Here is a 25,417-nt window from a genome sequence, read left to right as displayed (position 1 = left end):
GGCGCCGCCCGCCCGGCGCTGCACGGCATCAGCCTGCGCGTGGCACGGGGTGAGCGCGTGGCGGTCATCGGCGCCAGCGGCGCGGGCAAATCCAGCCTGCTGGCGCTGGTGGCCGGCGAGCTGCCCGCCTGGGAGGGCCATGTCGCCGCCCTGCCCACCACCCTGCTGACCCAGCGGACGGAACTGTTCCAGGACACGCTGCGCGGCAACCTGCTGCTGGCCGACCCCACGGCCGACGATGCCCGCCTCTGGCGCGCGCTGGCCGATGCCGGCCTCGCCGCGCATGTCGCCACCCTGCCCGAAGGGCTGGAGACGCGGCTGGGCGAGGGCGGCGCCGGGCTTTCCGGCGGCCAGTCCCGCCGCCTGGCGCTGGCGCGGCTGCTGCTGCGCGGCGCCCCCCTCTGGCTGCTCGACGAGCCGACCGAGGGGATGGACGGCGCCCTCGCCGCCGATGTGCTGGCCCGCCTCGCCGCCCGCGCGGAAGGCGCGAGCCTGCTGATCTGCACCCATCTGCGCCGCGAGGCCGCGCTGGCCGACCGGCTGCTGCTGCTGGAGGAAGGCCGCCTCGTGGGCGAGCACCGGCGGGGCGAGGCGGGCTTCGCCGCCGCCCTCGCCGCGCTGCGCCCGGGCTGAGGCGCCGCCCCGGGCTTCACGGCCGACGCGCTCCGGCGCCGGCCGCAACATCGAGAGGACGCCGGCTGCACCCCGGCGGGATCGGATGGAACTCGACGTCGTCGCGTTGTCACGGCTGCAATTCGCCCTGACCGCGCTCTACCACTTCCTCTTCGTGCCGCTGACCATCGGCCTGTCGATCCTGCTGGCCATCATGGAGACGGTCTATGTCATGACCGGCCGCGCCGTGTGGCGGGAGATGACGCGCTTCTGGGGCACGCTGTTCGGCATCAACTTCGTGCTCGGCGTGGCCACCGGGCTGACCATGGAATTCCAGTTCGGCATGAACTGGAGCTACTACAGCCACTATGTCGGCGACATCTTCGGCGCGCCGCTCGCCATCGAGGGGCTGATGGCCTTCTTCCTGGAGGCCACCTTCGTCGGGCTGTTCTTCTTCGGCTGGGACAGGCTCTCGAAGCTCGGCCACCTCGCGGCCACCTGGGCCGTGGCGCTCGGCTCCAACTTCTCGGCGCTCTGGATCCTGATCGCCAATGGCTGGATGCAGAATCCCGTCGGCGCCGCCTTCAACCCGCAGACCATGCGGATGGAGGTGGCCGACTTCTGGGCCGTGCTGTTCAACCCGGTGGCGCAGGCGAAGTTCGTCCACACCGTCTCGGCCGGCTATGTCACGGCGGCCCTCTTCGTGCTCGGCGTCTCCGCCTGGTACCTGCTGAAGGGGCGGCACGTGGCGCTGGCGCGGCGCTCGATGACGGTGGCCGCCTCCTTCGGCCTCGCCGCCTCGCTCTCCGTCGTCGTGCTGGGCGACGAGAGCGGGTATCTGGCCACCGAGCACCAGCAGATGAAGCTCGCCGCCATCGAGGCGATGTGGGAGACGGAGCCGGCGCCCGCCGCCTTCACCGCCTTCGGCTTCCCCGACCAGGAGGCGCGCGAGACGCACTACGCCATCCACATCCCCGGCCTGATGGGGCTGATCGCCACACGCTCGCTGAACACCGAGGTGCCGGGCATCAAGGCGCTGGTGGCGCGGGCGGAGGAGCGGGTGCGCCAGGGCATCCTGGCCTATGACGCGCTCCAGCAGATCCGCGCCCTGCCGCGCGGCGCGGCGGTGCCGGCGGCGCTGCAGCAGGTTTTCGAGGCGCATGGCCGCCAGCTCGGCTACGCCTACCTGCTGCGCCGCTACCTCGACGACCCGCGCCAGGCGACGCCGGAGCAGATCAGCCGCGCGGCCTGGGACACGGTGCCGCAGGTGGCGCCGCTGTTCTGGTCGTTCCGCATCATGGTCGGGCTCGGGATGTTCTTCATCCTGCTCACCGCCACCTTCTTCTACCTCTCCGCCCGGCACCGGCTGGACCGGCACCGCTGGCTGCTCTGGGTGGCGGTGTGCAGCATCCCGCTTCCCTGGGTCGCCGCCGAGCTGGGCTGGATCGTCGCCGAATACGGCCGCCAGCCCTGGATCATCGAGGGCGTGCTGCCCACCGCCATGGCGGTCTCGCATCTCGGCGTCACCGAGGTGCTGCTGACCATCGCCGGCTTCACCCTGATCTACAGCGTGCTGGCGGTGGTCGAGATGGGGCTGATGCTGAAGGCCATCCGCAAGGGACCGGCATCCTCGGCTCCCGCGCATCCCGCAGCTCCCGCGGCGCCGCTGCGCGCCCTGCCGGCGGAGTGACGTGCCATGATCCTGCATGAACTGCTCGACTACCCCACCCTGCGGCTGATCTGGTGGGCGCTGCTCGGCGTGCTGCTGATTGGCTTCGCCGTGGCCGACGGCTTCGACCTCGGGGTCGGCGCGCTGCTGCCCTTCGTCGGCCGCACCGACATGGAGCGGCGCGTCGCCATCAACAGCATCGCCCCCACCTGGGAGGGCAATCAGGTGTGGCTGATCCTCGGCGGCGGCGCCATCTTCGCCGCCTGGCCGCCGCTCTACGCGGTGTCCTTCTCGGGCTTCTACCTCGCCATGTTCGTGGTGCTGGCGGCGCTGATCCTGCGCCCCGTCGGCTTCAAGTACCGCGGCAAGCGCGACGACCCGCGCTGGCGCGCGGCCTGGGACTGGGCGCTGTTCACCGGCGGCTTCGTCCCCGCGCTGATCTTCGGCGTGGCGGTGGGCAACGTGCTGCAGGGCGTGCCCTTCCGCCTCACCGAGGAATACGGCATCCGCTACGAGGGCACGTTCCTTGGCCTGCTCAACCCCTTCGCCCTGCTCTGCGGCGCGCTCTCGCTCTGCATGATGGTGATGCATGGCGGCGCCTGGCTCTCGCTGAAGGCCAGCGGCCCGGTCGCCGAGCGCGGCCGGCGCTACGGCGGCGTGGCGGCGCTGGCGGCGATCGGCCTGTTCGCGCTCGGCGGCGTGTGGGTGGCGCTGATGGCGGGCTACCGCATCACCAGCCCGGTCGATCCCGCCGGCCCCTCCGCCCCCTTGCTGAAGGAGGTGGCGCGGGAAGGGGCGGCTTGGCTCGCCAACTACGCCGCCCACCCATGGATGCTGCTGGCCCCCGCCTGCGGCTTCCTGGGGCTGCTGGGCGCCCTGCTCGGCCTGCGGGCGGGGCGGGAGGTGAGCACCCTGCTGTGCAGCAAGCTCGCCAATTTCGGCATCATCAGCACGGTGGGGCTGTCGCTCTTCCCCTTCCTGCTGCCTTCCTCGCTCGACCCCCGCTCCAGCCTGACGGTGTGGGACAGCTCCTCCTCGCACCTGACGCTGTTCATCATGCTCGTCGCCACGGTGCTCTTCCTGCCGCTCATCCTCGCCTACACCGCCTGGGTCTACCGGGTGTTGTGGGGCAAGGTGGACGAGCACAGCGTGCGCGGCAGCGCCGACAGCTACTGACCGGAAAGGAAACCGCCCGATGTGGTACTTCGCCTGGCTGCTGGGCCTCCCCCTCGCCGCCGCCTTCGCCGTGCTGAACGCCATGTGGTTCGAGCTGATGGAGGAAGGGCGCGGCGCGCCGGAGACATGAGCGGGCGGGAGGCCATGCCGGCGCAGGCCGAGGCCCTCCAGCTGCAGGCCAGCGCCACCCAGGCGGCGGCGCTGCTGCGGCAGCTGGCCAGCGAGCCGCGCCTGCTGCTGCTCTGCCACCTGACGGAGGCGGGCGAGATGACGGTGGGAGCGCTCACGGCATGCCTCGGCCTGTCGCAGCCGGGTGTCTCGCAGCATCTGGCCCGGCTGCGCGAGGATGGGCTGGTGGTGGCGCGGCGGGAAGGCACCACGCTCCACTACCGCGTGGCCGACCCGCGCGTGGCCCGGCTTCTCGCCCTGCTGCGGGACATGTTCTGCACCCCGCGATAACGGCTTCCGAAGCCGCCCCGGCGTCGTCCGGGCACGGAAAGGACTCTTTGTGCCTCTTTAACCAATTGGAGCGGGCACTTGCCTACCCCTGCCTCCTGCACAGCAGGCAGGAGGCAGGTGGTGGCACGGTCCTTCAACGATCCCGGATACGCCGCGCAGTGGGAGCTTCAGGACGGCACGGGCATCAACGCCACACCGCTCTATGCGCAGTACACCGGCGCCGGCATCCGCATCGGCATCGTCGATGCCGGCGTCAACTACGCGTTGCGCGATCTGGGCGGCCAGATGGACGTGGCGGCGGATTACGACGCCCTGGAGGGCGATGACGACGCCAGCACCACCTCCGGCGACCAGCATGGCACCACGGTCGCGCTCATCATCGGCGCGCGGGCCAACAACGGCATCGGCGATATCGGCGCCGCCTTCGGTGCAAGGCTGGTCGCCTACCGCTTCGACACGCGGGATGCGCGCACCGTGGCGCAGGAGACGGCGCTGCTGGCCCTGCAGCATCAGGTCGATATCTCGCAGAACTCCTGGAGCCGCTCGGGCGAGTACTTCCGCGACGATTTCGGCAGCGCGGAGTATGCCGGGGCCGCCGCCGCCATCCTGCACGCGGCGTCGGCGGGGCGTGGCGGCCTCGGCACCGTCATCGTGCGCTCCGCCGGGAACAACGGCGCCACGGGCGACGACGTCAACAGCCACAGCTACCTCAACAACCGCCACAGCATCGCCGTCGGCGCCACGGATTCCACCGGCGCGGTGCAGCCCTTCTCCAACCCCGGCGCGGCGTTGCTGGTGGTGGCCCCGGCCAGCGCCACCTCCTGGGCGGCACCGCTGGTCTCGGCCACCGTGGCGCTGATGCTGGAGGCCAATCCCGCCCTCGGCTACCGCGACGTGCAGACCATCCTCGCCCTCAGTGCCAGGGTGACGGACGCCGCCGGCGCCGGCTGGCTGGTCAATGCCGGCACCGGCTGGAACGGCGGCGGCCTGCATGTCTCGCGCGGGGCCGGCTTCGGGCTGGTGGATGCGCAGGCCGCGGTGCGGCTGGCCGAAAGCTGGCGCACCGCCCCGGCCACCGAGGCCAGTCTCCACACCGCCAGCGCCACCTCCGGGGGGGTGCTGGACCTGCCCGATCTCGGCACCGCCAGCCAGGGTGTGACGATCGAGGGTGATCTGCTGGTCGAGCGGGCGGAGATCTCCGTGGACCTCCTCCACGCCAGGCCCGGCCAGCTCCGGATCACCCTGATCTCCCCGGGCGGCACGGAGAGCGTGCTGCTCGATCAGCTCGGCCTCGGCCGCTACAAGGAGGTGGATGGCCACCTGGTCTTCACCTTCAGCAGCGTGCAGTTCCTCTGGGAGCAGGCGCGGGGCGAATGGACGCTGCGGGTGGAGGACCTCGCCGCCGGGACGGGCGGCCGGCTGGCGAGCTGGTCGCTGACGCTCTACGGCGCGCCCGCCAGCGACGACACGGTGCATGTCTTCACCGATGAGTATGCCGCGCAGGTGGCCGCCGATCCGGGCCGGACGCTCCTGCAGGATGACGCCGGCACCGATACGCTGAACGCCGCCGCCGTCACCACCGCCTCGCTGATCGATCTCTCGCCGGGCGGGGCCAGCCGCATCGCCGGGCAGGTGCTGGTGCTGGCGCCCGGCACGCGCATCGAGAACGCCGATGGCGGCGATGGCGGCGACACGCTGATCGGCAATGCCGCCGCCAACCGCCTCGACGGCCACCGCGGCAATGACACGCTGCGCGGCATGGCGGGCGACGACACGCTGATCGGCGGCGAGGGCGAGGATCGCCTCGATGGCGGCAGCGGCAACGACCTGATGGCGGGCGGCGCCGGCAACGACACCTACATCGTCGATTCCACGGGCGACCGTATCGAGGAGCGCGCCGGGGAAGGGCTCGACACGGTGGAAGCCAGCGTCAGCCACGGGCTGTCGGCGGGCGTGGAATGGCTGCGCCTGATGGGCGCCGAGCGGCTGAACGGCACCGGAAATGCCGGCGAGAATGTGCTGATCGGGAACGAGGCGAACAATGTGCTGGATGGCGGGGCCGGCGACGACTGGCTGCTGGGCCGCGGCGGCGACGACACGCTGATCGGCGGCGCGGGGAATGACCGGCTGGATGGAGGCGCCGGGCGCAACCGCCTGGCCGGCGGCCCGGGCGACGATCTCTACCTGATCGCCGCCGCCGGCAACGAAGTGGTGGAGAAGGCCGGCGAGGGCACGGACACGGTGCAGAGCTGGGCCAGCTTCGTGCTGCCGGCGCATGTCGAGCATCTCCAGCTGATGGGCAATGCGAAGATCCACGGCACCGGCAACAGCCTGGCCAACACCATTGCCGGCAATGCCCAGAACAACATCATCACCGCCGGCGCGGGCGACGACACCGTGCACGGCATGGCGGGTCACGACACCCTCGATGGCGGCGCCGGGGCGGACCGGCTGGAAGGCGGCATGGGCGACGACATCTACATCGTCGACGACAACGGCGACCTGGTGGTGGAAAGGCCGGGGGAAGGCCTCGATGCGGTGCGGAGCTGGATCAGCCACATCCTGGCGGCGAATATCGAGCAGCTCCGCCTGATGGGCGAGCAGGCGCTCGATGGCGCGGGCAATGCCGGGAACAACATCCTCTACGGCAATGCGGCCGGCAACATCCTCTCCGGCGAGGATGGCGACGACATCCTCTATGGCGAGGGCGGAAACGACACGCTGTTCGGCGGCGCCGGCAATGACCAGTTCCATGGCGGCGCCGGAACCAACCAGATGATCGGCGGGCTTGGCGACGACATCTTCCACGTCGCGCACTCCAAGGATTCCGTGATGGAGAAGGCCGGCGAAGGCTGGGACACGGTGCAGAGCTGGATCAGCCACACCTTGCCCGAGGCGGTGGAGGCGCTGGTGCTGCGCGGCAGCCAGCCCCTGCGCGGCACCGGCAACGCACTGGACAACCTCATCCTCGGCAATGCCCAGGCCAACCGGCTGTCCGGCGGGGGCGGCAACGACACGCTCGACGGGGGGCATGGGCCGGACATCCTGACAGGCGGCAGCGGCGCGGACCGCTTCATCCTCCAGGCCGGCCAGGGCACGGACCACATCACCGATTTCCGCCCCGCCGAAGGCGATGTGGTGGTGCTGCAGGGCTTCCCGCCGGCGGCGGCGGACGGCTGGCCGGCGGGCTACTGGCTGCAGCAGGCCGGCGCGGACGTGCTGCTGCAAGACGCCAGCGGCACCGCGCTGGTGCTGGAGGGCATCCAGCTCTCCGCCCTCTCGGCGCAGGATTTCCTGCTGGGCTGAAGCGGCCGTGGGTCAGGCGGCGATGCGGGGCTCCCGCAGCTTGGTCGACCAGGCGAACTGGTCGTCCGAGCCCTTCTCGTCGAAGCCGGAGGCAAAGCAGCCACGGCGCAGCACGAACTCCGCCGCCCCGTCCCGCAGTTCCAGAGGGATCTCCACCCGCTCCTCCGCGGGCCCGGCGGTGATCAGGCATGGATAGCCCTCCGCCTCCCCGCCGAACACCTCCAGCGCGCGCCAGCCCGTGGCGTTGTGGAGCTGCGGCGCCTCGGCGCGGAAGGACAGGGTGCAGGCGCCGTCCGGGCCGGGCACGGTCCGCCGCAGGCTGCCCAGCACCAGCGGGCCCAGCACGGTGGTGCCGCCGATCTGCCGTGCCTCGGAACTCCGGAAGCTCAGCTCCCAGCCTTCCTCCACGGGGACGGCAACGCTGCGCCCGGGAAGATGGCGCGCCTGCCGGGCCACGGCTTCCACCGCGCTGCCCTGCGGCGCACCGAGGCCGAGGCGCAGCAGGGACAGCAGCGACAGATGCGGCGAGGCCTCCCCCACCGCCCAGCGCGCCAGGTTGAGGCAGTGGTCGGCCTCGACCATCTCGCCGCGGTAGAGATGCGCCCGCGCGCGGAGCATCTGCACCGCGTGGCAGGCGCCATAGGCCGGGTAGGCCCCGGCCACGGCCGCCAGCTCCTCCAGCGGCGCGGCAGCGGCCAGCCGGTCCATGAACAGCGACATGCGGCGCTGGCGCTGCAGCGTGGCGCCGATGTTGTGCTCACCCCCCGGGCAGACGAACAGGCCGGGAAAACCGACCGCCTGGAACCGCTGGAGGTTGAGGATGTCGATCGGTTCCGCATCGCCGAACAGGATGAGGTGCTCGTTCTCGCCGGGCGTGTCGAGGTCGGTCGGCGCATGGAGGGCGTTGGCATCCAGCCAGCGCTTGTGGCGCACCACGTTGCGCCCGTGCCGGGCGGTGTCCAGCGAGAAGGGCGGCGACATGGCCAGGATGCGCGCGCTCGGGAACAGCCGGCCCAGGCTCAGCGCGCCATAGGCCCCCATGCTGATGCCGAGGAAGGTGACGGTCGCATAGCCGCCCCCGTTGACGATGCCGCGGCAGGCCTCGATCAGCGCGTCCCGCCCGGCGGGATTGTGGAACCAGCTGCGGCTCTGGTCCCGCAGCAGCAGGCTGTCCGCCTGCGGGCGGTTGGTCAGCGTGCGGTAGAAATCGTAGGATTTCAGGCGTTCCCGTACGTCGCCGACGCCCGTCAGGGCAACCACGAGATGGGTGGCCGAAGCGGAAGCGAAGTATTCGCCCTCATAATCCCCGAAAGACAGCAGACGGGGCAGGGAAGAACGGGAAGCGGGCAGTGCCATGCGTGGGCATTGCAATGGAATAACGGCAAAAATCAAGTCGCGAAGCTGTGCCCCGTCAACCGCGCGGCGGATTTTTCCCTCACCATGGCAAAGCCAGGGTTGCGATGCGCTCGGCGGCGGCACGCAGGGCGGGTAGCATCTCCCGCCGCATCTGGGCCAGCGAGACCCGCGCCGCCGAGGCGCCGATGTTGAGCGCCGCGACCGTGCGCCCCGCGGGGTCCGGCACCGGCACGGCGATGGAGCGGCTGCCCAGCTCGGTCTCGCCATCGATGATGGCATGGCGCTGCCGCCGCGCCTCCTGGATGCGCTGCCGGAACAGGGCGGGGTCCACCACCGTGCGCTCGGTCCAGGGGGCCAGAGGGTAGCGCGCCATCCAGGCTTCCAGCGCCTCCGGCTCCAGCCCGCCCAGCAGCACCCGGCCCAGCGCCGTGCAATGCGCCGGCAATCGCGTGCCGATATCGATTCGCGAGGAGAAGACGCGCCGCGCCTCGACCCGCGCCACATAGACCACCTCCGCCCCGTCCAGCACCGCCAGCGAGCAGCTTTCGTTGAAGTGGTCGCTGATGGCCTGCAGGTGCGGCCGCGCCGCCTCGCTGCGGCCGAAGGAGGCGAGGTAGCCATGGCTGAAGCGCAGCACCTTCGGCGTCAGCCAGAACAGCTTGCCGTCGCTGGCCAGGAAATCCAGCTCCGCCAGGGTCAGCAGGAAGCGCCGCGCCGTGCCGCGGCTGAGGCCGGTGAGCGCGGCCACCTGGGTCAGTGTCATCCGCTCCCGCCCCGGCCCGAAGGCGCAGAGCACGGCCAGGCCCCGCTCCAGCGACAGCACGAACTCGAGCCCGCGCGCTCCCCCGCCCCCCGCCGTCTCGCCGGCGTCCTGCCCGCCGCCGTCCTGCCCTGTCTCCGCGAGGTCGGGATCCGTTCGCACGCCCTGCCTTTCCGCCACGCGCCGCCCTGTCATGCGCGACAAGGAGCGCCGCCGGATTAACGCCGCCTCATGCGGCGGGGCAAGAGCGAATGCTTGTTGCGCCGCAAAGGAACTTCACTCTTGACAGGCCTTGCGCGAGGGTCCGAGGTTGCGGTCGGAAACGGACACTTGTCCGTCTGCCGGACATTTGTCCGCAGATGGACCATGCGGCGAACAGGCCGCGCGATAACGAAACAGCGTCCCGCGCACCAAGCGCGGGCGGGGGAGGAAGGTGCGCCATGCGCGGAACCGCAGCGGAAGGAGGCATGGCCGCGTCCGGACGGGATGGCTCCTGCGCCCGCCCCGCCAGGCCCTCTTCCCCCGGCCGACAGCCAGAACACGTCCAGGAGGAGAAGCAGATCATGAACAAGCATGTCCTGAGCCGCCGTGGCTTCGTCGCGGCCGGCGCCGCGGTGCTGGCGGCGCCACGGCTCGCCAGCGCCCAGTCCGCGCCGCATGTGGTGGGCACGCTCTTCCCCATGTCGGGGCCGAACGCCGAGTATGGCGGCCTGTTCACCAAGGGGATCGAGCTGGCGCTGGAGCATATCCGCGCCGACAACATGCTGAAGCGGTCCATCACCATGGCGGTGCAGGACAGCCTGGCCACGCCGCAGGGCGGCGCGGTGGGCATGACCAAGCTGGCCAATGTGGACAAGGCCGTGTGGGTGATGATCGGCTTCACCGGCGTCTCCAAGGCGGCGGCGCCGATCGGGACGCGGGCCAAGGTGATGATGGTCAATGGCGGCGGCGTCGGCCCCGACCTCGCCGGCCTCTCGCCCTACTACTGGAACGTCATCCCGCTGGTGAACCAGGAGGTGCGCGCCCTGCTGCCCTGGCTGCAGAAGGAGAAGCTCAAGCGCATCGCCCTGATCTATGTGGACGACCCGCTGGGCAACAGCGTGGTGCAGGAGCTGCGCAAGGGTCTGGCCGAGACAGGCGGCGAGCTGGTGGGGGCGCACAGCATCCCGCCCGCCACGCAGCAATTCGCCGCCATCGCCGCGCGGGTGCGGGATTCGAAGCCGGACGCGGTGTACTTCGCCAGCTATGGCGCGCAGCAGTCGCAGATCATCAAGCAGCTGCGCGACAACGGCATCACCCAGCAGATCATCACCTATTCCGCCGGCACCATCCCCTCCGTCGTGGGGCTGCCGGAGAGCGAGGGGCTGATCGTCACCAGCCAGGTCTCCGACTGGGACCAGGGCGACCCGGTGACGCAGCGCTTCGTCAAGGACTGGCGCGCCAAGCACAATGGCGACCCGACCAGCTACAACCAGAACTACTACAACGCCATGCGTCTCTTCGCGCTGCTGGCGCAGGGGCTGGAGAAGGCCGGCACGGAAGTGACGGGCGAGAGCCTGCTGGCCGAGCTGCAGCGCGTGCGGCGCTTCGCGCTGGTCGGCGGCGAGGGCGTGCTGGAGGATGGCGGCACCATGGCCATGCCGCTGCAGATCGGCCAGATCCGCGGCGGCCGGTTGCAGAAGATCGCCTGATTCGATGCTGTTTCTTCAGCTTTTCATCAGCGGCCTGCAGACGGGGGCCATCTACGCGCTCACCGCTGCGGGCTTCGCGCTGATCTTCGGCGCCACGCGGGTCTTCCACGTGGCGCATGGCGCCACCTTCGCGCTGGCGGGCTACGCCTACCTCGCCTGCACCGATGCCGGCCTGCCCTGGCCGGTCGGCATCCTGGCCGCGCTGGCCCTTGCCGTGGCCTTCGGCCTGGCGATGGATGCCTTCGTCTACCGGCCCATCCAGCGGCATGAGGGCTCCTTCTTCACCGTGTTCGTCGCCGCCTTCGGCATGAGCATCGTGGTGCAGAGCGTCATCGAGCTGGGCTTCGGGCGCGGCTTCGTCAGCGTCAGCTCGGAGCTGACGATGGCGCGGCAGGTGGCGCCCGGCATCTATCTCGCCGACATCTTCTGGGTGGCGGCGGGCGTCGCCATCGCGCTGTTCGTGCTGGTCACGCTGTTCCTGGAGCGGACGCGGGCCGGCATCGGCCTGCGCGCGCTCTCGGAAAACCCGGAGTTGCTGCGCGCCTACGGCCTCTCCTCCCGCCGCCTCTCCATGCTCGCCTTCGGGCTGGGCTCGGCGCTGGCGGTGCCGGGGGCCATCCTCACCACCATGACCTCCGGCCTGCAGCCGGCCATCTCGCACCAGGTGATGCTGATCAGCCTCGCCGCCGCCGTGGTGGGCGGCATCGGCAGCCTGCGCGGCGCGGCGCTGGCCGGGCTGCTGCTGGGCGTGGTGGAGAACCTCGTCATCGGCGTGCTGGACACGCAGTGGAGCGCGGCCGCCGGCTTCGTCGTGCTGTTCGCCTTCATCCTCTTCAAGCCCAGCGGCCTGTTCGGCCAGGCGGTGACCCGATGACCGCCTATCTCCTCAACCTCGCCACCCTGGCCACCATCTTCGGCATCCTGGCCGCCAGCCTGAACCTGCTGATCGGCTATGCCGGCATCTTCAGCGTGGCGCACGCGGTGTTCTTCGGCCTCGGCGCCTATGCCGGCGCGCAGGTGGCCATGCTGGTGGTGCCGGATGTGCTGCTGGCCTGCCTCGCGGGCGGGGCGCTGGCCGCGCTGCTCTCGCTCGGCCTCGCCCTGCCGGCGCTGCGCGTAAGGGGCGAGTATTTCGTCGCCGCCAGCCTCGGGTTGCAGATGATGGCGGTGACGGTGTTCTCCGAGGCGCACGGCTTCACCGGCGGGCATGGCGGGCTGGTCGGCATCCCGCTGCCCACGCTGCTCGGCTTCGATGTCTCGGCGCAGGGCACCTTCCTCACCCTCTGCCTCATCATCCTCGGGCTGATCCTGCTCGCCATCCGCCTGCTGATGCGCGGCAGCTTCGGCCGCGCACTGATGGCGATCCGCGACAGCGAGAGCGCGGCGGAGGCCTTCGGCAAGGATGTGCGGCAGCTCAAGACGCTGGTGGTGGTGCTGGGCTGCGCCCTGGCCGGCGTCGGCGGCGCGCTGTTCTCCTTCTACATGATGTTCGTCAACGTCGAGAGCTTCACGCTGGAGCAGTCGATCCTGATCATGGCCATGGTCATTATCGGCGGCACGGCGACGCTGGCGGGGCCGCTGGTCGGCGTGCTGCTGCTGCTGCTGCTGCCCGCCGCACTCTCCTTCCTGCCCTTCATCCCGCCGACGCAGATCGGCGCGGTGCAACAGTTCATCTACGGTCTGGCCATGGCACTGCTGATGATCTTCCGGCCCGCGGGCATCGCCGGCCAGTCGGCGGGGCGCCGATGAGCGCGCCGCTGCTCTCCGTCCGCGGGCTGGACAAGAAGTTCGGCGGGCTGGCCGCGGTGCAGAAGGTCGACATGGACCTGCGCCCCGGCGTGCTCACCGCGCTGGTCGGGCCGAATGGCGCGGGCAAGACCACGCTGTTCAACCTCATCACCGGCAACATCGAGGCCGATTCCGGCGAGGTGCTGCTGGATGGCGCCTCGATCCGTGGCCGCTCGCCGCACCACATCGCCCGCATGGGCGTGGCGCGCAGCTTCCAGGACCTGCGGCTGTTCGGCCGCATGACGGTGCGAGAGAACGTGCTCGCCGCCATCGAGCACACCGCCTGGCTGTGGCAGCCGGGCGGGCGCTCCGCCCGCCGCGCGCGGGAGGCGGCGGTGGACCAGGCGCTGGAGCGCACCGGCCTCACCGCCCAGGCCGGGGCGCGGGCCATGGACCTCGCCTATGCCGAGCGGAAATTCCTCTCGGTGGCCCGCATCCTGGCGACGGGCTCGCGCATCTGGCTGCTCGACGAGCCGGCCTCCGGGCTCGACGTGAACTCGCGCGCCCGCTTCGTCTCGCTGGTGCGGCAGGCGGCGGCGGAGGGCGTCACCATCTGCCTGATCGAGCACAACCTCGACATCGTCACGGAGCTCGCGGACCGCATCGCCTTCCTCGACCGTGGCGCCAAGCTGGCCGAGGGCGAGCCGCAGGAGATCCTGCGCGATCCGGAGCTGATCGGCATCTATTTCGGGGAGCGCCGCACATGAGCGCCTCACTCCAGCCGCAGGCGGCGCCGCCGGCGCTCGCCGTGCGCGGCCTCGGCGCCGGCTATGGCGGGCGCGAGGTGCTCTCGGGTCTCGACCTCGAGGTGCCGCAGGGCGAGGTGCTCTGCCTCGTCGGCCACAACGGCGCCGGCAAGTCGACGCTGATGAAGCTGCTGTTCGGCCTGCTCACGCCGAACAGCGGCAGCATCCATCTGCGCGGGCAGACCATCGTGCCGCGCCCGGACCAGATGGCGCGCGAGGGCGTGGCCTTCGTGCCCGAGGGGCGCGGCGTCTTCCCCGGCCTCGCGGTGCGGGAGAATTTCGAGCTGGCGCTGTGGTCCGCCCGGCTCGACGCCGCCGAGGGCGCCCGCCGCACCGAGGAGGTGCTGGAGGTGCTGCCGCGCATCCGCGAGTTCTGGACGCGGCGCGCCGGCACCCTCTCGGGCGGGCAGCAGCAGATGGTCTCGATCGGCCGCGCGCTGCTCTCCCGCCCTTCCATCCTGCTGCTGGACGAGCCCTCCATCGGCCTGGCGCCCAAGACCTTCCAGGACCTGATGACGCCGATCCGCGCGCTGCAACAGCGCAGCGGCATGACGATCCTGCTGGTGGAGCAGAATGTGGGCGAGGCCTTCGCGGTCTCCGACCGCGTGGCGGTGATGAAATCCGGCCGCATCATCTTCCGCGGCGTGCCGGCCGACCTGTCCGACAATGCGAAACTGATGGAAATGTTCTGAGGAGACGACGCGATGCTGTTTCATGTGCAGATGGAAGTGCGCCTGCCGCACGACATGCCCGCCGCGCAGGCCGACGACATCAAGGCGCGCGAGAAGGCCGTGGCGCAGGACCTCCAGCGCCAGGGCAAGTGGCCGCATCTGTGGCGTGTGGCCGGCCGCTACGCCAACATCTCGATCATCGATGTACCGGACGCCGATGCGCTGCACGCGCTGCTGAGCAGCCTGCCCCTGTTCCCCTACATGGACATCCAGGTGACGCCGCTGGCCCGCCACCCCTCCGCGATCTGAAACTTGCAGAAAGAAGATGGGGGTGCGGGGGAATTCCTTCCCCCGCACTTCTGCTGGCTTGAGGAACGTCGAACATGTCTGAGTTGAAGGTTCTGGCCGAGGGGCTGCGCTTCCCCGAGGGCCCCGTGGCGCTGCCCGACGGCTCCATCGCCCTGGTGGAGATCGCCGCCCAGGTGGTCAGCCGCATCGCGCCGGACGGCACGCGCAGCGTCATCGCCCGCCCCGGCGGCGGCCCGAACGGCCTGGCGATGGGCCCGGACGGCCAGCTCTACCTCTGCAACAATGGCGGCTTCGGCTGGCACGAGGAGCCGGGCCTCCTGCGCCCCACGCACCAGCCCGAGGATTACTCGGGCGGCCGCATCGAGCGCATCGACCCCGCCACGGGCGCGGTCACGGTGCTCTACACCGAATGCGATGGCCGCCCCCTGCGCGGCCCGAACGACCTGGTGTTCGACAACCAGGGCGGCTTCTGGTTCACCGATCTCGGCAAGGTGCGGGCGCGGGACCGCGACCATGGCGGCGTCTACTGGGCAGCGGCGGATGGCTCGCGCATCGTCGAGGCGGCGCACCCCATCCCCGGCGGCGGCAACGGCATCGGCCTCTCGCCCGATGGCCGCACCCTGTATGTGGCGGAGACGGAGACGGGGCGCCTCTGGTCCTGGGAGATCCTCGGCCCCGGTAAGCTGCGCAAGAACCCCTGGCCGGTGGTGCATGGCGGCACGCTGGTCTGCCAGTTCCCCGGCTTCCGGCGGCTGGACAGCCTGGCCGTCACCGCCGCCGGCAATATCTGCGTGGCGACCCTGGTGAGCGGCGAGATCACCACCGTCTCGCCCGATGGCCAGATCCTGCATGTCGAGAAGATGCCAGAGGTGATGCCCACCAACATCTGCTTCGGCGGCGCGGACCGGCGCACCGCCTACATCACCCTCTCCACCACCGGCAAGCTGGTCTCGATGCCGTGGCACGAGGCCGGGCTGGTGCTGAACCACGAGACGGCCTGAGAGGACGACGCCCCTTGCCCCCGCTTCCCACCGAGCAGGTTCCCGGCCTGCACCATCTGCGTGTCGGCGAGATCGTCGTCACCGCCGTCAGCGACGGCTTCCTCAACGCCTCCAACGCGGTGCTGCAGAACATCGCGCCGGAGGAGATCGACCGGCTGCTGACGGAGAGCTTCCGGCCGACGCCGCGCCGCACCTCCGTCAACACCTTCCTGATCCGCGCCGGCGGGCGGGCGGCGCTGGTGGATACCGGCTGCGGCGGCAGCCTCCAGGCGAGCGCCGGGAAGATGCTCGGCAACCTCGCCGCCGCCGGCCTGGCGCCGGGCGAGATCGACACGGTGCTGCTGACCCATCTCCACCCCGACCATTCCAACGCGCTGGCGGATGCCTCGGGCCAGGCCATCTTCCCCGGCGCGACGCTCGGGATGCACGCGGCGGAGCTGGCCTACTGGGAGGATGACGGCGCCGCCAGCCGCGCCGGCGCCAGCGGCCAGGGCGTGCCCTATTTCGCCGCCGCCCGCACCCAGGTCGCGCCCTACCGCGACCGGCTGGCCCTGTTCGCGGACGGGGCGGAGATCTTCCCCGGCGTCACCGCCGTGCATCTTCCCGGCCACACGCCGGGGCATTGCGGCTACCTGATCGCCTCCGGCGAGGACAGCCTGCTGATCTGGGGCGACATCGTGCATGTGCCGGAAGTGCAGGTGGCGCGGCCGGAGGTGACCATGCAGTTCGACGTGGACCCGGCCCAGGCCGCCGAGACACGGCGCCGCGTCTTCGACCGGGTGGCCGCCGACCGGCAGCGCTTCGTGGGGATGCACGTGCATTTCCCGGGCTGCGCCCGGCTGGCGAAGGACGCCCAGGGCTACCGGCTGGTGCCGGAGGCCAGGGACCTTGCCTTCTGAGGAAGACCGGGGAGAGAAGGAATTCTCTCCCCGGACCCCTCTCATCTTTTTCTGTCAGTTCAGCCGCGGCGTTCCAGCAGCTCGATGCGCACCTTGTCGGGGGCGTCGATGAAGGCGATGCGCAGGCCGGGGCGCACCTCGCGCGGGCCGGAGGTGAGCGGCACGCCCTTCCCCGCCAGTTCGGCAATGGCGGCATCCAGGTCCGGCACCGTCAGGCCGATATGCTCGATGCCCTGGAAGGGCGCCGGCGGCGGCTTCGGCGTCTCGGGCGGCACGGCCTCGATGAACAGCATCAGCCCGCCGAGATCCAGCATGATCCGCAGCGCGCCGTTGACGTCCTGGCGGCCGGTCTCCCGCGCATCCAGCGCCGAGACATAGAAGCGGGCGGCCGCCTCCGGGTCGGGGCTGCGCAGGTGCAGGTGGTCGATGCGGCAGGCGGTCATTCCCGCGTCCTCCTTGGATGAGCCTCCACTTGTCCGACAAGCACGGCCCAGCGTCAAACCGCCGCGGCGGGGCTGACGCGGGGCGCGGAAGCGTGTAGCTGCTGCCGCTCCGCTCCCGACTGGAAATCCGCCCTCATGTCCCAGCCCCGCCTCCGCCTCGTCACCCACAGCGGCAAGTTCCATTGCGACGAGGTCTTCGCCTATGGCGTGCTGCGCCTGGCGCTGGGGCTGGGCAAGGCGGGCGAGGACCATGAGCTGACCCGCACGCGGGACGCCGCCCTCATCGCCGCGGCGGACATCGTCTGGGATGTCGGCGCCCGCTACGATGCCGAGGCCCGGCGCTTCGACCACCACCAGCGCGGCGCCCCCACCCGCGCCGACGGCACCCCCTACAGCGCCGCCGGGCTGATCTGGCAGACCCATGGCCATGCCGCCGTGCGGGCGATCCTGCCGCCGGAGGCCGCCGGCCTCGCCGCCGCCATCGCCGCCGAGATCGACCAGGCGGTGGTCCGCCGCATCGACGAGATCGACAACGGCACGGCGCCGGAGCGGGACGTGCTGGGCCTCGCCGCTCTCGTCGGCGACTTCAACCCGGGCTGGGATTCCGCGGGCGGCGACGCCGCGGCCGATGCCGCCTTCCTGGAAGCCGTCGCCCTGGCCGAGGGCGTGCTGCGCCGCCGGGTGGAGGTGCTGCGCGGCCGCATGGCGGCCGATGCCGAGGTGCTGGCCGCCCATGCCCGCTCCGCCGACCCGCGCGTGCTGGAGCTGGAGCGCGGCATGCCCTGGAAGGGCGCCGTCTTCACCCACAACCTGCCGGTGCTCTTCGCCCTCTACCCCGCCTCGAACGGCAACTGGATGGTCGATGCCATGCCGCCCGAGCCGGGCTCCTTCGCCCAGCGCCTGCCGCTGCCGGAGGCCTGGGCCGGGCTGCAGGACGCGGCGCTGGCTGAGGCGAGTGGCGTGCCGGATGCGGTGTTCACGCATCTGCGCCGCTTCGTCGGCGCCGCCCGCACGCGGGACGGCGCGCGGGAGATGGCGCGCAAGGCCATCGCCCTGGGAAGCTGAATCCTGGGGAGCTGAATGCGGAAAGGGCCGGGGCGTCCCCGCCCCGGCCCTTTCCCGTCCGCTGCGCGCAGCCTCAGGGATGCTTGTGGATCGGATCGATCCAGGGAACGTTCTCCGGCTTCTCCGCCGGCTCGATGTCGAGGTTCACCACCACCGCCTCGTTGTCCGAGCGCACCAGCACGCATTCCAGCGTCTCGTCCGTGGAGGCGTTGATCTCCTGGTGCGGCACGTAGGGTGGCACGTAGATGAAGTCGCCCGGGCCGGCCTCGGCCACGAATTCCAGCTTCTCGCCCCAGCGCATGCGGGCGCGGCCCTTGACCACGTAGATCACGCTCTCCAGCGGGCCGTGGTGGTGCGCGCCGGTCTTGGCGTTGGCATGGATGTGAACCGTGCCAGCCCAGATCTTCTGCGCGCCCACGCGCGCCGCGTTGATGGCGGCGGCGCGGTTCATGCCCGGCGTGCTGGCGGTGTTGGTGTCCAGGCTGTCGCCCGGGATCACCCGGACGCCGCTGTGCTTCCAGCCATCCTCGGGGACGTCATGGCTGTGGTCGTGGCCGTCATGCGGCATGGTGTCTGGCTCCCTCTCGATCCGGCGGCGGGTCTCAGGCCGCCGCGTTGCCCGCGGCAGGTGTTATGCCGCCGCGTTACCCGCGGCGATCGCCGCCGCGAAGCTCCGGTCGAGGATATCCTCGGCGCGAACCCGCCGGCGCACCAGCCCCGCGCGGGTATAAAGATCGATATTCCCCTGCTCGTCCGCCACCACCGCGTCGTCGATCGGCACCACGCGGGTGCGGGCGCGCTCGAACCATTGCAGGGCCACCGGCTCCGGCACCTTCATCAGCTCGGACCAGCTCTTCGCATAGGCGGGGATGTTCCCGTTCGCCCAGGCCCGCGCCCGGGCGAGGCGACGGACAAAGTCTTCCAGCTCCGGACGGCGGGCGGCGATGGCGTCGTCCCGCGCCGCCTGGAAGCTGAGGCCGGGGGTGATGCCGTTGCCGTCCTGCACCCGGCGGGAGCCGGCCAGCACCTCCTCCTGCGAGACATAGGGCTCCCAGGTGGACCAGGCCTCGACCGCGCCGCTGCTGTAGGCCGCCTTGGCATCCGAAGGCAGCAGGAAGACGAAGGTCACGGCATCCTGCGGCAGCTTGTTCGCCTCCAGCGCCGCCAGCACCAGCTGGTGGCCGATCGAGCCGCGCCCCGTGGCGATGCGCTTGCCCTTCAGGTCGGCGAAGGAGCGCGCGGGGCTGTCCTTCGGCACCAGGATGGCGAGCCCGTCCTGCTTCTGCCGCGTGGCGGCGATGGCCTTGGCCGGCACGCCGGCGGCGGCGCCGAAGGTGAAGGGCGCATCCCCCACCAGCCCGGTGTCGATGGCGCCGGCGTTCAGCGCCTCCACCAGCGGCGCGGCGGCGGGGAACTCGCTCCAGGTGATGCGGCCTTCGAGGTCCTTCAGCACGCCGGCGGCCTCCATCACCGCGCGGGCATTGCCGCGCTGGTCGCCGACGCGCAGCGGGGACTGGGCGCGGAGGAGGCGGGGGGCGGCCAGCGGCGCCGCCAGCGCGGCGGCGCCCAGCAGCAGGGCGCGGCGGTTCAGGTGCAGGCTCATGCCGCGAGGTCCTTCTTCTTCAGCCGCTCCGCCAGCAGGCGGCGCGTGGCGGGCAGCAGGGAGCGGCCGTATTCCACCGCATCCTCCAGCGGGTCGAAGCCGCGGATGAGGAAGGTGGAGACGCCGAGCTCGTGGTACTCGAGGAAGGCTTCCGCCACCTGCTCCGGCGTGCCGACGAGGGCGGTGGTGTTGCCCCGTGCCCCCGTCTCCCGCGCAATGGCGGTGTAGAGGCGCCCCTCCGGCCGGTCGCCCAGCGCGGCGGCGTCCAGCAGGCGCTGCGAGCCGGCATTCTGCGGCGCCGTGCCGCCGGCACCGAGCGCCGCCTGGCCGCGTACCTGCCGGATGCGGTGCAGGATGCGCTCCGCCTTCTCCCAGGCCGCGCTCTCCGTCTCCGCCAGGATCGGGCGGAAGGAGAGGCTGAAGCGCACGTCCTTTTCGCGCCCATGCTTCGCCGCCTCGGCCCGCACCCGCGCCACGATCTCGCGCACCTGGGCGCGGGTCTCGCCCCACAGGGCATAGACATCGGCGTGGCGGCCGGCCACGCGCAGCGCGGCCTCCGAGGCGCCGCCGAAATAGAGCGGGATGTGCGGCTGCTGCACGCTCCGCACCTCGGACGAGGCACCCTTGATGCGGTAGTACTCCCCCTCGTGGTCCACCGGACCCTTGGCGGTCCAGATGGCCTTCAGGACGGACAGGTATTCGTCCGTGCGGGCGTAGCGGTCATCCTTGTTCAGCCAGTCGCCGTCGCGCGCCTGGTCCGTGTCGTCGCCGCCCGAGATGGCGTGCAGGGCGGCGCGGCCGTCGCTGAGCTGGTCGAGCGTGGCGAAGGCGCGGGCCGCCGTGCTCGGCGCCTGGAAGCCGGGGCGGTGGGCAACGAGGAAGCCCACCTTCTCGGTGTGCGCGGCGGCATGGGTGGCGAGCTGCAGCCCGTCCGGCCCGTTGCTGTACCAGCCGATCAGGATGCGGTCGAAGCCGCCCTGGTCATGCGCCTGGGCGGAGGCGCGCAGATAGCCGGGGTCGATGGCCGGGCCGCTGGCCGGGTGGATTTCCGACTGCTGGCGCGGCTGGATCATGCCGATGAATTCGAGCGGATGGCTCATGGCGGTCCTCCGGTGTTCAGGCCAGGCCGAGGGCGAGGCGCCCGGCGAGGGTGTGGGCGGCGTCGGGCTGGGGCGTGTGGATGCGGGCGCAGAGCACGTCGCGCAGGTGCCGCTCCAGCGGATTGGCGCGGGCGAGCGCATGGTTGCCGCAGAGCGCCACGGCCTCCTGCACCACCTGGATGGCGTTCTCGGCGGCGAGCGTCTTGATCAGCCCGCTCTCGGCGGCGGAAGGCCCCTCCCCGGCATCCTGGGCGGCGGCGGCCGAGGCGATGATCCGGTCATTGGCCAGCAGCAGCGCCTCGATGCGGCCCACCGCCTCCTGCATCCGTGGCAGGGTGGCGAGCGGCGCGCCGAGGCTGCCCGGCACGCGATCGCGCAGGAACCACACCAGCCAGTCGCGCGCCGCGCGGGCCACGCCGGTGTAGAGCGCGGCGATGGGCAGGGTGTTCCAGGCCGCCACGGCGGCATCCGGGCGTGCCCAGTCGGCCGGCGGGCGCAGGTCCGGCGCCTGGGCCAGCGGCAGGGCCACCTCCTCGAACATCACGTCGTGGCTGCCCGAGGCGCGCAGCCCCGCCTGGTCCCAGCTTTCCTCGATCCGCAGGCCGGGGGTGCCGGCCTCGACCAGCGCCAGGCCGGTGCGCGGGCTGGCCTCGTCCGTGCGGGCCCAGACCAGCATCCAGCGCAGGCCGGGCGCGCCGGTCGAGTAGATCTTGCGGCCCGAGAGGCGCCAGCCTTCCGGCGAGCGGCGCAGGATGGTGGCGGGCAGGCCGCCGCGCGCGGGGGTGCCGAGCTCAGGCTCCACCCGCAGCGCGTTGAACAGCGCCCCCTCCTCCACCGCCTCGCGCGCCAGCCGGGCGCGCAGCGCCTCGGGCCAGGCAGGGTCGGCCAGCAGCGTGCGGAGCTGGATGAGCTGCATGGCCAGCACCAGCGCGGTGGCCGGGCAACCCCCGGCCAGGGTGCCGATGACGGCGGTGCAGCGCGCGAGGCCCGCCTCCTCGCCGCCCCAGCGGCGCGGCACGGTCAGGCCGGGCAGCCCGGCCTCGCGCAGCAGCGCGAAATTCTCGTGCGGGAAGCTGCCGGCGCGGTCATGCGCGGCGGCACCGGCGGCGAAGGCGCGGACCAGATCGGCCAGCGGCGCGGGCTGGGCCAGGCCGTCCATCACGCCGCCTCCTCCAGCGAGACGCCCAGCGCCTCCAGCAGCCGCCGGCGCAGCGCGGCGAAGCCGGGGTCGGCATGGCGGCGCGGGCGCGGCAGCTCCACCGCCACATCCTCGGCGATGCGCCCGTGCTCCAGGACCAGCACGCGGTCGGCCAGCAGCACGGCCTCGTCCACGTCATGCGTCACGATCAGGGTGGTGGGGCCGTGGCGGCGCCACAACTCCAGCACCAGCGCGTGCATGCGGATGCGGGTCAGCGCGTCGAGCGCGGCGAAGGGCTCGTCCAGCAGCAGCAGGCGGGGCGAGCGCACCAGGGCGCGGGCCAGGGCGGTGCGCTGCGCCTCGCCGCCCGAGAGGGTGGCGGGCCAGGCCTCGACGCGGTGGGAGAGGCCCACCTCCTCCAGCGCGGCCTCGGCGCGGGGGCGGGCGTCGCGGCCGGGCAGGCCGAGCGAGACATTCTGCCACACCGTCTTCCAGGGCAGCAGGCGTGGCTCCTGGAAGGCCACGGCCACCGGGCGGGGCAGCTCCAGCCGGGCGTCCTCAGGCGCCGGGTCCAGCTCGGCCAGCGTGCGCAGCAGGGTGCTCTTGCCGGAGCCGCTGCGGCCGAGCAGCGCGGTGAAGCTGCCGGGGGCGAGGTCGAGATCCAGCCCGTGCAGCACCGTGTTCTCGCCGAAGCGGCGGGTCAGGTTGCGGACGCGGAGCGGAGCAGCGTTGTTGTTCTGCGGCGCCATGGCGGCGGTCACTCCTTCACCAGGCTGGGGCGCCAGGCCAGCGCCCGGCGCTCGACGAGGCGGACCAGCGCATCGGCGCCGAGGCCGAGCAGCGCATAGACCAGCAGCCCCACCACGATGACGTCGGTGCGCAGGAACTCGCGCGCGTCGTTGATCAGGAAGCCGATGCCGGCGGTCGCGTTGATCTGCTCGGCGATGACGAGGCTGAGCCAGGCGCTGCCCAGCGCGTAGCGCAGCCCGACCAGCGCCGAGGGCAGCGCGCCGGGCAGGATGACGTGGCGGATCAGCCCGCGCCGGTCGAGGCCGAAGATGCGCCCCGCCTCCACCAGCTTGGGCTCCACGCCGCGGATGCCGGAGAACAGCGTGAGGTAGACGGGGAAGGCGGCGCCGAGCGCCACCAGCGCGATCTTCGGCGTCTCGCCGATGCCGAACCACAGGATGAACAGCGGCACCAGCGCCAGGAAGGGCATGGTGCGCAGCATCTGCATCGGCGCGTCGACGATCTCCTCGCCGAGTTTCGAGAGGCCGGCGACCAGCGCCAGGGCGATGCCGGCGGAGAGGCCGATGCCGAGCCCGGACAGCACCCGGCCGAGCGATACCAGCAGGTGGGAGGGCAGCTCGCCCGAGAGGGTCAGCTCCCAGGCGCTGGCCAGGATGGTGGTGGGCGCGGCCAGGGTGCGGGGCGCGATCAGCCCGGCCATCGAGGCCGCCTGCCACAGCAGCACCAGCACCAGCGGCGAGAGGAAGCGGCGCAGCTTCGGCGGCAGCGCGGAACGGCGCAGGGTGGGGCGGCGGAGGCCGGCGGCGGCGCCGGGCAGGAGGCCACGCGGCGCGGGAACCGCCTGGGTGTCGGACATGCTGGCTCCTTCGCGGCCCGGGTGGGGCCGTCGGCAGGCGGGGTCGTGTTGCGTGGGCGAGGTGGCGGGGGCCGGCTCAGCCCCGACAGCGCGCGGCGCGGCGGCGGCCGGGCATTCGGCCCGGAGCGACGGGGCGCGGCGGCGGGTTGATCGGGTGCTGAATCATCGCCGGAAAGCTAGGACCACCGCCGCTGCCGGGAAAGAGTTGTGTTTCCCAAAGTTGCCGCCCGGGGGAGCATGCCCATCCCGCCGCCGGGGCGTTGCGGGGAATGCTATTCCTCGGCCGCCGGCGGCGCCGTGCGGTCGCGGAAGGCGGGGCCGTTCAGCGGGTAAGCGGTGGTGTGCTTGATGCGCTCCATGGCGAAGCGCGAGGTGACGTTGCGCAGCGGCACCGCGTTGATCAGGCGCTTGTAGAAGCCGTCGAAGGCGGCCATGTCGGCCACCGCCACGCGCAGCATGTAGTCCACCTCGCCGGCCATGCGGTAGACCTCCATCACCTCCGGCATGGCGGAGACGGCGGCGTTGAAGCGGGCGAGCCAGTCCGGCGTGTGGTCCCCCGCCTCGATGGCCACGAACACGCTGAGGCCGAGCCCCACCGCCTCCGGCGCCACCAGCGCCACGCGGCGGGTGATCACCCCCTGCGCCTCCAGCTTCTGCACCCGCTTCCAGCAGGGCGTGGCGGAAAGCCCGACGCGGTCGGCGAGCTGCGCCACGGAAAGCGTGGCGTCCTCCTGCAGCAGGCCGAGGATGCGCTGGTCCACTTCGTCCATGCTGGGGCCTCCCGCTGTTCCGGCCGGTGGTGTCGCGCGGGCCGCCCCGGCTGGCAAGGGTCACATCTCCATGGCCCGGCCCCGCCGCTCCGCCCGCAAGGGCGCCGAGGAAGGCCACGAAGCCGGCGGCCGCCGCCAGGGCAAGGCCGGGGCCGATGGCCGGCGAGCGCCGCGCACAGCGCGCCCAACGCCATCTGGCTGCAGCCATGGAGCCCCGCCGCCGCCCGCGGCAGGGCCGGCACCAAGATGTGGCTGCCGAGCGTGCCGGAGGTGGTGATCAGCACCAGCAGCCAGAGCGGCGGCCGAGGCGGGGCGGTCTCACCCCGGAGCGCGGCCGGGAATGCAGCGATGTCCTGCATGGCGGCGATGTCGTGCCCGCCACAGGGGCAGCGTCACCCCCCCTCGCGCCGGCCGCCCCGTGCCGGCGGGTGCGGGGCCCGGGCTGTTGACAGGTCTGCGATATCTCCATCTGATCCAGGGGCTGCGCACCGGAGCGCACGGTCTGGAAGAGAGGAGCGCCGCATGGCCATTCCGAGGCAGGCGCCGGAGACGGTGCTGCTGGCCACGGATCTGAGCGCGCGCTGCGACCGCGCGCAGGACCGCGCGGTGCAGCTGGCGGGGCAGTGGGGGGCGCGGCTGGTCGCGGTGCACGCGCTGGAATCGATCGACATCGTGCTGCCCCGCGCCCCGGACGGCACCGCCCCCGAATGGCGCCGCCCGCGCGACCCGGATGCCGAGGCCCGCACCCTGCTGGAGGCGGAGCTGGCCGGCACCGGGGCGGAGGTGGTCGTCGGCCATGGCGACCCGGCGGCGCTGGTGCTGGCGGTGGCCAGGCGGCAGGCGGCGGGGCTGGTCGTCACCGGCCTGGCCCGCGCCGAGCCGCTGGGCCGGCTGCTGACGGGGGCGACGGTGGAGGAGGTGGTGCGCCAGTCCGCCGCGCCGGTGCTGGCGGTGCGGCAGCGCGCCCGCGCCCCCTATGCCCGCGTGCTGGTGGCGACCGATTTCTCCGACTGCTCGCGCCACGCGCTGCTGGTGGCGGCGGCGCTCTTCCCCGCCCTGCCGCTGACGCTGTTCCATGCCTATGAGGCGCCCTTCCCCGCCCTGCTGGGCCGCGCCGCGAGCCGGGAGGAGGCCGCCGCCGCGGCCGCCGCGGAAGGCCGCGCCTTCCTGGCGCATGCCGACATTCCGCCGGCGCTGCGCGGCCGGGTCGAGACGGTGGTGGAGCCGGGCAATATCGGCTGGCTGCTGC

26 protein-coding genes are annotated in these 25,417 nt (G+C 72.1%); 16 read left to right on the top strand and 10 right to left on the bottom strand.

Annotated features, from left to right (window positions below; all coding sequences use genetic code 11):
* The 6 genes from ACZJYS_RS10450 to ACZJYS_RS10425 all read left to right on the top strand — a co-directional run.
* On the top strand, nt 1-633 hold a 633-nt coding region (locus ACZJYS_RS10450), incomplete at its 5' end, for an ATP-binding cassette domain-containing protein (protein ID WP_493177730.1).
* An 85-nt stretch (nt 634-718) separates the two neighbouring features.
* Nucleotides 719-2,302, top strand: a complete 1,584-nt coding sequence (locus ACZJYS_RS10445) for a cytochrome ubiquinol oxidase subunit I (protein ID WP_493177728.1) — start codon at nt 719-721, stop codon at nt 2,300-2,302.
* A 6-nt stretch (nt 2,303-2,308) separates the two neighbouring features.
* Complete coding sequence (gene cydB / locus ACZJYS_RS10440) at nt 2,309-3,457, top strand: cytochrome d ubiquinol oxidase subunit II (RefSeq protein WP_493177727.1); 1,149 nt, start codon at nt 2,309-2,311, stop codon at nt 3,455-3,457.
* A gap of 19 nt (nt 3,458-3,476) precedes the next feature.
* Complete coding sequence (gene cydX, locus ACZJYS_RS10435; RefSeq protein ID WP_109517328.1) at nt 3,477-3,587, top strand: cytochrome bd-I oxidase subunit CydX; 111 nt, start codon at nt 3,477-3,479, stop codon at nt 3,585-3,587.
* On the top strand, nt 3,584-3,916 hold the full coding sequence (locus tag ACZJYS_RS10430; RefSeq protein WP_493177726.1) for an ArsR/SmtB family transcription factor: 333 nt from the start codon (nt 3,584-3,586) through the stop codon (nt 3,914-3,916). The genes cydX and ACZJYS_RS10430 overlap by 4 nt, the downstream gene beginning before the upstream one ends.
* Before the next feature lie 120 nt (nt 3,917-4,036).
* Nucleotides 4,037-7,222: a S8 family serine peptidase gene (locus ACZJYS_RS10425; RefSeq protein WP_493177724.1), complete on the top strand. Its 3,186-nt coding sequence runs from the start codon at nt 4,037-4,039 to the stop codon at nt 7,220-7,222.
* Nucleotides 7,223-7,234: 12 nt separating this feature from the next.
* Here the strand turns inward: ACZJYS_RS10425 and ACZJYS_RS10420 are convergent, their stop codons facing one another.
* A complete protein-coding gene (locus ACZJYS_RS10420; protein WP_493177721.1) occupies nt 7,235-8,482 on the bottom strand; it encodes a hypothetical protein in 1,248 nt (415 codons plus the stop codon).
* Between the two features lie 175 nt (nt 8,483-8,657).
* A complete protein-coding gene (locus ACZJYS_RS10415) occupies nt 8,658-9,500 on the bottom strand; it encodes an IclR family transcriptional regulator domain-containing protein (RefSeq protein ID WP_493177719.1) in 843 nt (280 codons plus the stop codon).
* Between the two features lie 401 nt (nt 9,501-9,901).
* Here ACZJYS_RS10415 and ACZJYS_RS10410 point away from each other — a divergent pair, with 401 nt between their 5' ends.
* The 8 genes from ACZJYS_RS10410 to ACZJYS_RS10375 all read left to right on the top strand — a co-directional run bounded on the left by ACZJYS_RS10410 (nt 9,902) and on the right by ACZJYS_RS10375 (nt 16,443).
* Nucleotides 9,902-11,029, top strand: a complete 1,128-nt coding sequence (locus ACZJYS_RS10410) for an ABC transporter substrate-binding protein (RefSeq protein ID WP_493177718.1) — start codon at nt 9,902-9,904, stop codon at nt 11,027-11,029.
* A gap of 4 nt (nt 11,030-11,033) precedes the next feature.
* Nucleotides 11,034-11,903: a branched-chain amino acid ABC transporter permease gene (locus tag ACZJYS_RS10405; RefSeq protein WP_109517323.1), complete on the top strand. Its 870-nt coding sequence runs from the start codon at nt 11,034-11,036 to the stop codon at nt 11,901-11,903.
* A complete protein-coding gene (locus tag ACZJYS_RS10400) occupies nt 11,900-12,778 on the top strand; it encodes a branched-chain amino acid ABC transporter permease (RefSeq protein WP_379640811.1) in 879 nt (292 codons plus the stop codon). Before ACZJYS_RS10405 ends, ACZJYS_RS10400 begins: the two co-directional genes overlap by 4 nt.
* Nucleotides 12,775-13,524, top strand: coding sequence for an ABC transporter ATP-binding protein (locus tag ACZJYS_RS10395; protein WP_109517321.1), 750 nt, complete (start codon nt 12,775-12,777; stop codon nt 13,522-13,524). The genes ACZJYS_RS10400 and ACZJYS_RS10395 overlap by 4 nt, the downstream gene beginning before the upstream one ends.
* Nucleotides 13,521-14,255 (top strand): ABC transporter ATP-binding protein, encoded by a 735-nt coding sequence (locus ACZJYS_RS10390; RefSeq protein ID WP_493177716.1) that lies wholly within the window; start codon nt 13,521-13,523, stop codon nt 14,253-14,255. Before ACZJYS_RS10395 ends, ACZJYS_RS10390 begins: the two co-directional genes overlap by 4 nt.
* A gap of 12 nt (nt 14,256-14,267) precedes the next feature.
* Nucleotides 14,268-14,543 (top strand): muconolactone Delta-isomerase, encoded by a 276-nt coding sequence (catC, locus tag ACZJYS_RS10385; protein WP_109517319.1) that lies wholly within the window; start codon nt 14,268-14,270, stop codon nt 14,541-14,543.
* Between the two features lie 74 nt (nt 14,544-14,617).
* Nucleotides 14,618-15,544, top strand: a complete 927-nt coding sequence (locus tag ACZJYS_RS10380; protein ID WP_493177715.1) for an SMP-30/gluconolactonase/LRE family protein — start codon at nt 14,618-14,620, stop codon at nt 15,542-15,544.
* Nucleotides 15,545-15,558: 14 nt separating this feature from the next.
* Complete coding sequence (locus ACZJYS_RS10375; protein ID WP_493177713.1) at nt 15,559-16,443, top strand: MBL fold metallo-hydrolase; 885 nt, start codon at nt 15,559-15,561, stop codon at nt 16,441-16,443.
* Nucleotides 16,444-16,502: 59 nt separating this feature from the next.
* On the opposite strand, the gene ACZJYS_RS10370 is transcribed toward ACZJYS_RS10375, so the two are convergent.
* Complete coding sequence (locus tag ACZJYS_RS10370) at nt 16,503-16,886, bottom strand: VOC family protein (protein ID WP_379640805.1); 384 nt, start codon at nt 16,884-16,886, stop codon at nt 16,503-16,505.
* Nucleotides 16,887-17,021: 135 nt separating this feature from the next.
* Between ACZJYS_RS10370 and ACZJYS_RS10365 the strand changes: the two genes are divergently transcribed.
* A complete protein-coding gene (locus ACZJYS_RS10365; protein ID WP_493177711.1) occupies nt 17,022-17,951 on the top strand; it encodes an MYG1 family protein in 930 nt (309 codons plus the stop codon).
* Between the two features lie 73 nt (nt 17,952-18,024).
* Here the strand turns inward: ACZJYS_RS10365 and ACZJYS_RS10360 are convergent, their stop codons facing one another.
* The 7 genes from ACZJYS_RS10360 to ACZJYS_RS10330 all read right to left on the bottom strand — a co-directional run bounded on the left by ACZJYS_RS10360 (nt 18,025) and on the right by ACZJYS_RS10330 (nt 24,168).
* On the bottom strand, nt 18,025-18,519 hold the full coding sequence (locus tag ACZJYS_RS10360; RefSeq protein ID WP_109517314.1) for a cupin domain-containing protein: 495 nt from the start codon (nt 18,517-18,519) through the stop codon (nt 18,025-18,027).
* 63 nt (nt 18,520-18,582) lie between these two features.
* Entirely contained in the window at nt 18,583-19,554 is a 972-nt protein-coding gene (locus ACZJYS_RS10355; RefSeq protein WP_493177709.1) for an ABC transporter substrate-binding protein, read from the bottom strand.
* Nucleotides 19,551-20,654 carry an LLM class flavin-dependent oxidoreductase gene (locus tag ACZJYS_RS10350; RefSeq protein ID WP_493177707.1) on the bottom strand — a complete coding sequence of 368 codons (1,104 nt, stop codon included), beginning with the start codon at nt 20,652-20,654 and terminating at the stop codon, nt 19,551-19,553. Before ACZJYS_RS10350 ends, ACZJYS_RS10355 begins: the two co-directional genes overlap by 4 nt.
* A gap of 16 nt (nt 20,655-20,670) precedes the next feature.
* Nucleotides 20,671-21,813, bottom strand: a complete 1,143-nt coding sequence (locus ACZJYS_RS10345) for an acyl-CoA dehydrogenase family protein (protein ID WP_493177705.1) — start codon at nt 21,811-21,813, stop codon at nt 20,671-20,673.
* Nucleotides 21,813-22,541 (bottom strand): ABC transporter ATP-binding protein, encoded by a 729-nt coding sequence (locus tag ACZJYS_RS10340; RefSeq protein WP_493177703.1) that lies wholly within the window; start codon nt 22,539-22,541, stop codon nt 21,813-21,815. Before ACZJYS_RS10340 ends, ACZJYS_RS10345 begins: the two co-directional genes overlap by 1 nt.
* An 8-nt stretch (nt 22,542-22,549) precedes the next feature.
* Entirely contained in the window at nt 22,550-23,398 is an 849-nt protein-coding gene (locus ACZJYS_RS10335; RefSeq protein WP_379649057.1) for an ABC transporter permease, read from the bottom strand.
* Nucleotides 23,399-23,670: 272 nt separating this feature from the next.
* Nucleotides 23,671-24,168 carry an Lrp/AsnC family transcriptional regulator gene (locus ACZJYS_RS10330; protein WP_493177701.1) on the bottom strand — a complete coding sequence of 166 codons (498 nt, stop codon included), beginning with the start codon at nt 24,166-24,168 and terminating at the stop codon, nt 23,671-23,673.
* Between the two features lie 522 nt (nt 24,169-24,690).
* On the opposite strand from ACZJYS_RS10330, the gene ACZJYS_RS10325 reads away from it, so the two are divergent.
* A partial coding sequence (locus ACZJYS_RS10325; RefSeq protein ID WP_493177700.1) for a universal stress protein occupies nt 24,691-25,417 on the top strand: 727 nt, incomplete at its 3' end.

The organism is Roseomonas sp. TS2, assembly GCF_058833935.1.
This window is presented reverse-complemented; position numbering and strand designations above follow the sequence as displayed.

Excerpts from the sequence above, each read along its gene's own strand:
- ACZJYS_RS10405 (WP_109517323.1), top strand. The coding sequence starts at position 11,034 with ATGCTGTTTCTTCAGCTTTTCATCAGCGGCCTGCAGACGGGGGCCATC.
- ACZJYS_RS10410 (WP_493177718.1), top strand. The coding sequence starts at position 9,902 with ATGAACAAGCATGTCCTGAGCCGCCGTGGCTTCGTCGCGGCCGGCGCC.
- ACZJYS_RS10355 (WP_493177709.1), bottom strand. The coding sequence starts at position 19,554 with ATGAGCCTGCACCTGAACCGCCGCGCCCTGCTGCTGGGCGCCGCCGCG.
- ACZJYS_RS10370 (WP_379640805.1), bottom strand. The coding sequence starts at position 16,886 with ATGACCGCCTGCCGCATCGACCACCTGCACCTGCGCAGCCCCGACCCG.
- ACZJYS_RS10430 (WP_493177726.1), top strand. The coding sequence starts at position 3,584 with ATGAGCGGGCGGGAGGCCATGCCGGCGCAGGCCGAGGCCCTCCAGCTG.
- ACZJYS_RS10395 (WP_109517321.1), top strand. The coding sequence starts at position 12,775 with ATGAGCGCGCCGCTGCTCTCCGTCCGCGGGCTGGACAAGAAGTTCGGC.
- ACZJYS_RS10345 (WP_493177705.1), bottom strand. The coding sequence starts at position 21,813 with ATGGACGGCCTGGCCCAGCCCGCGCCGCTGGCCGATCTGGTCCGCGCC.
- ACZJYS_RS10400 (WP_379640811.1), top strand. The coding sequence starts at position 11,900 with ATGACCGCCTATCTCCTCAACCTCGCCACCCTGGCCACCATCTTCGGC.
- ACZJYS_RS10445 (WP_493177728.1), top strand. The coding sequence starts at position 719 with ATGGAACTCGACGTCGTCGCGTTGTCACGGCTGCAATTCGCCCTGACC.
- ACZJYS_RS10365 (WP_493177711.1), top strand. The coding sequence starts at position 17,022 with ATGTCCCAGCCCCGCCTCCGCCTCGTCACCCACAGCGGCAAGTTCCAT.
- ACZJYS_RS10380 (WP_493177715.1), top strand. The coding sequence starts at position 14,618 with ATGTCTGAGTTGAAGGTTCTGGCCGAGGGGCTGCGCTTCCCCGAGGGC.
- ACZJYS_RS10330 (WP_493177701.1), bottom strand. The coding sequence starts at position 24,168 with ATGGACGAAGTGGACCAGCGCATCCTCGGCCTGCTGCAGGAGGACGCC.
- ACZJYS_RS10350 (WP_493177707.1), bottom strand. The coding sequence starts at position 20,654 with ATGAGCCATCCGCTCGAATTCATCGGCATGATCCAGCCGCGCCAGCAG.
- catC (WP_109517319.1), top strand. The coding sequence starts at position 14,268 with ATGCTGTTTCATGTGCAGATGGAAGTGCGCCTGCCGCACGACATGCCC.
- ACZJYS_RS10390 (WP_493177716.1), top strand. The coding sequence starts at position 13,521 with ATGAGCGCCTCACTCCAGCCGCAGGCGGCGCCGCCGGCGCTCGCCGTG.
- cydX (WP_109517328.1), top strand. The coding sequence starts at position 3,477 with ATGTGGTACTTCGCCTGGCTGCTGGGCCTCCCCCTCGCCGCCGCCTTC.
- ACZJYS_RS10360 (WP_109517314.1), bottom strand. The coding sequence starts at position 18,519 with ATGCCGCATGACGGCCACGACCACAGCCATGACGTCCCCGAGGATGGC.
- ACZJYS_RS10335 (WP_379649057.1), bottom strand. The coding sequence starts at position 23,398 with ATGTCCGACACCCAGGCGGTTCCCGCGCCGCGTGGCCTCCTGCCCGGC.
- cydB (WP_493177727.1), top strand. The coding sequence starts at position 2,309 with ATGATCCTGCATGAACTGCTCGACTACCCCACCCTGCGGCTGATCTGG.
- ACZJYS_RS10340 (WP_493177703.1), bottom strand. The coding sequence starts at position 22,541 with ATGGCGCCGCAGAACAACAACGCTGCTCCGCTCCGCGTCCGCAACCTG.